This is a genomic window from Pseudomonadota bacterium (assembly GCA_010028905.1).
In the GTDB taxonomy this organism is placed as follows: Bacteria; Vulcanimicrobiota; Xenobia; order RGZZ01; family RGZZ01; genus RGZZ01.
The window spans coordinates 1-5,518 of the sequence record RGZZ01000341.1 but is presented as its reverse complement, the minus strand read 5'-3'; the positions used below and the strand labels follow the sequence as shown (position 1 = coordinate 5,518).

At 66.6% G+C, this 5,518-nt stretch carries 6 protein-coding genes; 2 read left to right on the top strand and 4 right to left on the bottom strand.

Going from position 1 to position 5,518, the window contains the following annotated elements:
- Positions 1 to 401 precede the first annotated feature (401 nt).
- Positions 402 to 1,373, bottom strand: a complete 972-nt coding sequence (locus EB084_18535) for a hypothetical protein (GenBank protein ID NDD30259.1) — start codon at positions 1,371 to 1,373, stop codon at positions 402 to 404.
- Positions 1,374 to 1,570: 197 nt separating this feature from the next.
- Between EB084_18535 and EB084_18530 the strand changes: the two genes are divergently transcribed.
- Together EB084_18530 and EB084_18525 are read left to right on the top strand one after the other, a co-directional pair.
- A complete protein-coding gene (locus EB084_18530) occupies positions 1,571 to 2,356 on the top strand; it encodes an SDR family oxidoreductase (GenBank protein NDD30258.1) in 786 nt (261 codons plus the stop codon).
- A gap of 113 nt (positions 2,357 to 2,469) precedes the next feature.
- The gene (locus EB084_18525) at positions 2,470 to 3,186 is read left to right on the top strand and encodes a hypothetical protein (GenBank protein ID NDD30257.1); all 717 of its coding nucleotides are present in this window, start codon (positions 2,470 to 2,472) and stop codon (positions 3,184 to 3,186) included.
- A gap of 247 nt (positions 3,187 to 3,433) precedes the next feature.
- Here EB084_18525 and EB084_18520 read toward each other — a convergent pair whose 3' ends face one another.
- From EB084_18520 to EB084_18510, 3 genes are all read right to left on the bottom strand, one after another.
- On the bottom strand, positions 3,434 to 5,053 hold the full coding sequence (locus EB084_18520; GenBank protein NDD30256.1) for a cyclic nucleotide-binding protein: 1,620 nt from the start codon (positions 5,051 to 5,053) through the stop codon (positions 3,434 to 3,436).
- Complete coding sequence (locus tag EB084_18515; GenBank protein ID NDD30255.1) at positions 5,050 to 5,331, bottom strand: cyclic nucleotide-binding domain-containing protein; 282 nt, start codon at positions 5,329 to 5,331, stop codon at positions 5,050 to 5,052. The genes EB084_18520 and EB084_18515 overlap by 4 nt, the downstream gene beginning before the upstream one ends.
- Before the next feature lie 3 nt (positions 5,332 to 5,334).
- Positions 5,335 to 5,518, bottom strand: a 184-nt coding sequence (locus EB084_18510; protein NDD30254.1) for a hypothetical protein, incomplete at its 5' end; no start/stop codon positions are given.

The window sequence follows — 5,518 nt, the reverse complement described above, 5'->3', positions numbered from 1 at the left end:
CCCACCAGACTGAGTACTGCCACAGATGTGGTACGTAACCGCAGTTACGCGCCACATCTGTGGCAGTACTCGCACGCGAGGACGCTCACGCGCCACATATGTGACAGTACGCGCACCCGAGGACGCTCACGCGCCACATATGTGACAGTGAGCTGCCCGTAGCCACCTCCGAGCGCCTCTCCATGGTCACATTGAGGAAGCTCAGGCCGCGAAGCTGGCTCAACGTGCGCAACGAGAAGATTCCTCAGCATTTCCGGGGTCTGAACAGGCGTTGCTTTCCAATGTTTGGGATCAAAACTGATCCGGATCCCTAAATCAGGGATCAAAGCGCGGGTTCATGTATCGGAGCCGGGGAAGATGTGTGTATGCAGCAGCTTTGCTGCCGCTCACGCCGCCACCGCTCACGCCTCGGGCACCATGTTGACGCGGGTGAAGTCGGGCGGCACCTGTGGGGGCGACACCAGGGATGGCCCTCCCGAGCGGGTGTGCAGCACGTAGAGGTACTGCTCGCGGGTGAGCGGGGCGCGGCCGTTGCGCGTGCGGGTGGCGTTCGAGGCCTTGAAGCCGCCGTCGAAGTCGAAGCCGGCGAGCCCTTCGTTTCCCCGAACGACCTTCATGGCCAGCGCGTCGACGGGCGCGAGGTCGGCGGCCTTTCGAATGCGATTGAACACGTCGAGGCGCTCACGCTCGAGCAAGCCCTCGACACCGTTTCGGTCGATACCCTGCATGTAGCCCCCGGCGAATCCCTCGACGTCGATGTTGAGCGCCGCGTGCACAGCCGCGGGGTCGATGGCCTGCTTGTGGTGCGGATCCTTTCCATTGGCCCAGAGATAGATCATGGTGTCTGTGTCGATGGGGCGGCTTCCCCGCGCTGCACGACCCGCATTGGCGTCGCGCAACCTCTCGTCGAGATTGGCCATCGTAAGTTCTGGGCGCTTGGCGAACGCGGTGAGCAGAAGGTTCTTGGAGCGGTCGCCGACCTGAATGGGAGCCTGTCCTGCACCTTGGCGCACGTCATTGAGCTGCGCGAAGGCTTTGTCGCGCTCATGGACCTGCAGGCTGTCGATCATGGCGTCGGTGGCGAGCATGGCGAATGGGTTGATGGCTTTGAGTCCGCGCATGGCGCGAATGGCCTTCAGCTGCGACATGCAGTCGCGCATCTTGGCGAGGTCGCCCACCGATCTTGCCGTCTTTGCTTCGCTGAGCAGCGCTCGCTGCTCGAGCAGCACCTGCGCCTCGTGGCTGAGGGTGCTCAGGTCGCGGCCCCCACCGACGGCTTCGTGCGCGCCCAGATCGGCCATCGAGCGCAGGCTCTTGATGGCCAGGTCATATCCTCTCGAGCAGTACCCGCCCAGGCTTGTCAGTGTGTCCATCGTCGTCCACCTTCCTCGTGGACCCATCATACGAGCGGCAGATGTCCGGCATGCGGCGGCGATGTTGCCGCGATGTAAGGCCGTTGTTACCGTTCTTCGCTCATATGTTACGGTTTCCGGACACGATGTGAACGTTGCCGCGCACCCACAGACGCCCGGCAGGGCACCCTCCGCCACGACCCGAAGTGCTCGGCATGATGATCGAACCGGCCCTCATCACGGGGGCATCGAGTGGAATCGGCCTCGAGCTCGCCCGCATCATGGCGCGCAACGGCCACGAGCTTGTTCTGGCGGCGCGTAACAAGGCCGAGCTCGAGCGCATCGCGGCCGAGCTCACCGCCCAGCACGGCGCGAAGGTGCATGTGGTGGCGAGCGACCTGTCGCAGCCCGAGGCGCCCCAGGCTCTCTACGACGCGGTGCAGGCCCTTGGCGTGCCCGTGGGCGTGCTCGTCAACAACGCGGGATTCAGCACCAGCGGTCGGTTCGCCGAGATCGAGCCCAGCGCCGATCTCAACATGCTCGCGCTCAACATCGTGGCGCTGACGCACCTCACCCGGCTCTTCCTGCCCGGCATGATTGCGCGCAAGTCGGGGCGGGTGCTCAACGTGGCATCGACGGCCGCGTTTCAGCCGGGGCCCTTCATGGCGTGCTACTACGCGAGCAAGGCCTATGTGCTCTCGTTCTCTGAGGCCATTGCCGAAGAGCTGCGCGGCACGGGGGTGACGGTGACCACCCTCTGCCCCGGCCCCACCGCCACGAACTTCGCCAAGCGCGCAAACGTGGAGGGCTCACCGCTGTTCGCGTCTCGGCCGGTGATGGGCGCCGCCGAGGTCGCCGACATCGGCTACCGCGCCACCATGCTGGGCAAGACCGTGGCCGTGGCGGGCATCATGAACTGGCTCACGGCGCTTTCGGTGCGGTTTGCGCCGCGGGCGTGGATCCCCCGCATCGTGCGCGCGCTGCAGGAGCCGCCCGTCGCGTGACCGTGCAGGCCATCCGCACTGTCGGACCACATCTCTCATCCATCGTTCAGTCTTCTTCCAGCGAACCTTCCTACCATGCGCCACGAATCAACCACGGTAGGAGGTTTCCTTCCATGTTCGGCCCTGCGACGGCTCCTTTTGGTCCGAAGACCCTTGCGCGCGCGACGGCTGTGCGCGATCTGGTGCAACGCGCGTTCGACGAGGTGCGACGCCATGATGACGAGAAGGGCGTGGACGCCGACCCCCGCAAAGACCACGTGTCCATTGCTTCCGCCACGGGTGGACGCACCGGCCTGACGTTTCAGGGCATCGACATCCCTGCCTGGCACGTGGTCGAGGAGATTCGCACGGCGACCGCCGCCTACGACGCGGGCGGCAAGGTGATCGAGGGCAGAATCGAGAACGACTTCCATCCCGCTGAGGCGCTGTACGCGGGCGCGGGCGGCGTTGACACGATGCGCGCCTATCCCACGAGATTTCACGGCCGCGCCGCCACCGCCCTCGAGTATCATCGCGACGAGTGCCGCACGACGTTTGGCGAATATCACCGGGAGAAGGTGGTCGTCGCCGCGGACACGGGTGAGATTCTCTCGTACAAGGGCAAGGATCTGCACCAGCCTTTCGGCGCGGCGGTCAAGGAGATGGTGACCACCCCGGCCGGCGTTTTCCTCACCATCACCGCGGGGCTGCTCTTCGGAATGCCCATGACCCTGGGCGGCGCGCTCTTCGGGCCGGCTGCGGGCGTCGTCGCAGCTGGCGTGACCATCGTCGGATTCGCGGTGGCCAAGGCGCGCCCGTGGCACCGCGAGCTTCCCACGCACAACGAGTGATCCGACGCGGGCGGCCTTCTGCGTGGCGTCTCACGCGTCGCGGTGAGGGGCGAGACGAGGCTCTAGCAACGCGATCTCAGCCCGGGGCTCGTGCTTGCGCTGCCCTTCGACCGCGGGCTCGACCATGGTCGAGCCGAGGTCACAGATCGGCGTTCACGTGCCAGGTGAGGGAGAGTGCATCGCGATGACGACGACGCCCGCGGTGAAGACCACGGGCGTGAGACCCGCAGGTCCGCGAGCGATTCACCTACCGGTCGGGCGCCCCGGAACCAGTCGGCAGGCGGGATGAGACGCGTTCGGCGAACGGGCGCACCACGGCGCTGAGATTGCGCGTGTCGTCGCGTGACAGGCGGATGACGGCCAGCGGTTCGAGCGCGCGCACGGTGGCGGTGCGGCGCACGCCTTGCAGGACCGCAAGCTCACCGAAGTGATCGCCGGGGCCGAGCACGGCGACGCGCTCGGCGTGATCGGTGCGAGTGACGACCTCGACCGTGCCCGATTCAATGAGGTACATGGCGCTGCCCGCGTCGCCTTGCCGCACGACATCTTCGCCCGCCTCGTAGAGCTCGCGCACGACGCCCAGGTGGTGGGTCGACGCGTACGCGCTCACAGTGTCGCGGCCGAACAGCCCCACGGTCATCCAGTCGAGAACCGTGCGCAGGCGCTTCGACCAGCTCGGCAGGTAGGTGACCATGCAGCCGTGCCAGATCAGCGAGGCGAGCCACCCTTTGAGCGGTACGCCCCACAGCTGGCCGACGGCGTTGCCGCCCCCGAGGATGCAGCAGTCGCCCATTCCGGTGAACGCATAGGGACGAAGCGGCTGGCCCCGAAGGGTGCGCAGGATGTTGTCGCCCAGGGTCGAGCCGCCTTGCATCGCGTACAGCGCGAGGGCGGGCGCCACGCCACCGGTCTTGAGCGGCAGGGCCGCGCAGTCTCCCGCGGCCCACACGTTGCGTGCCTCGTCGACGCGGCCGTAGGTGTCGGCCTGCAGACGCCCGTGATCTCCGCGCGGGAGATCGAGGCGGTCGAGCAGGGGACTGCGTGCCGTTCCGGTGCACGAGATGATGCTGCGCGTCGAGAGGCGGCGGCCGTCCGAGAGCACGGCTTCGACCGGGGTCGCCGATGACAGCTTCACACCCAGCTCGAACGACACCCCTCTCGTTTCGAGGAACGCGCGGGCGTACTCCGACAGGTGCGGAAAGCGACGTCCGAGCTCGGGAAGGATCTGCGAGCCCGAGTGGACCACCGTCACCTTGCACTCGGACGGGTCGATGTGCGCGTACTCCCTGCGGGTGAGGTCGCGCAGGCTCTCGCCCAGCGCGGCCGCCACCTCGATACCGGCGTAGTTTCCGCCGGCCACGACGAAGTGCAGGAGGCGGCGGCGCTCCTCTGCATCGGGTTCGACGTCGGCCTGCTCGAGCATGGCGAGCACGTGGCTGCGCACGCGGACGCAGTCGTTGTAGTCCTTCAAGCGCATGGTGTGCTCGCCGATGCCGCGGAAGCGGGTGAGGTCGTCGACCGACCCGAGGTTGAGCACGAGATGATCGTAGGACAGCGACAGCGGGCGGCCGTCGAGCAGGCGCACCACGCCCACCTCGCGCTTGTCGAGGTCGATGGTCTCGATGTCGCCGCAGACGAACCGTCCGGGAGCGAACAAGCGGCGGGCCGGTGAAGCGATCTGCTCGGCCTGGATGCGTCCCACGAGCATGTAGGGCACGAGTCCGTGGAAGGTGTGATAGTTGTGACGGTCGACGACCGTCAGCTCGATCTCCCCTCGGCGGATCGCTTTTCGCAGACGAGAGACGAGCCAGATGGCCACATACCCTCCTCCGAGCACGAGAATTCGGGTCGCCTGCGGTGCGCTCATGGGGTGGACTCCTCTTGAACGGCGGAAAGCGCGGCGGCCGTGGCCTGCTTTCGCGTCTTGTTCAGCTCGCTCAGCTCGGCTTCGATTTCCGGGTGCCGCGCGAGGATCGTCTGGAAGGATGCCTGATCGAGGAACAGCAGTCGGCAGTCGCTCGCCGCCGTCACGGTGGCGGCGCGAACGCACTGGTCGAGCAGGGCGGTTTCACCAAAGCAGCTGCCGGCTTCGAGGCGCGCCAGATGGTGGCCGCTCCGGTGAACGATGACCGCGCCCGTGTCGATGACCTAGAAGCGGTCTCCGGGCTCTCCCTCGGTGACGATGGACTGACCCACCGTCACGCGATGCACCTTGAAGGCCTCCGCCATCTCGGAGAGCAAGGCTTCGTTGGCTGTCTTCAAGAAGGGGATGCGGACGGGCAGATGATGGGAGATGCGCACGATGTCGTCGCAGCGATGCTGCTGGTGCAGG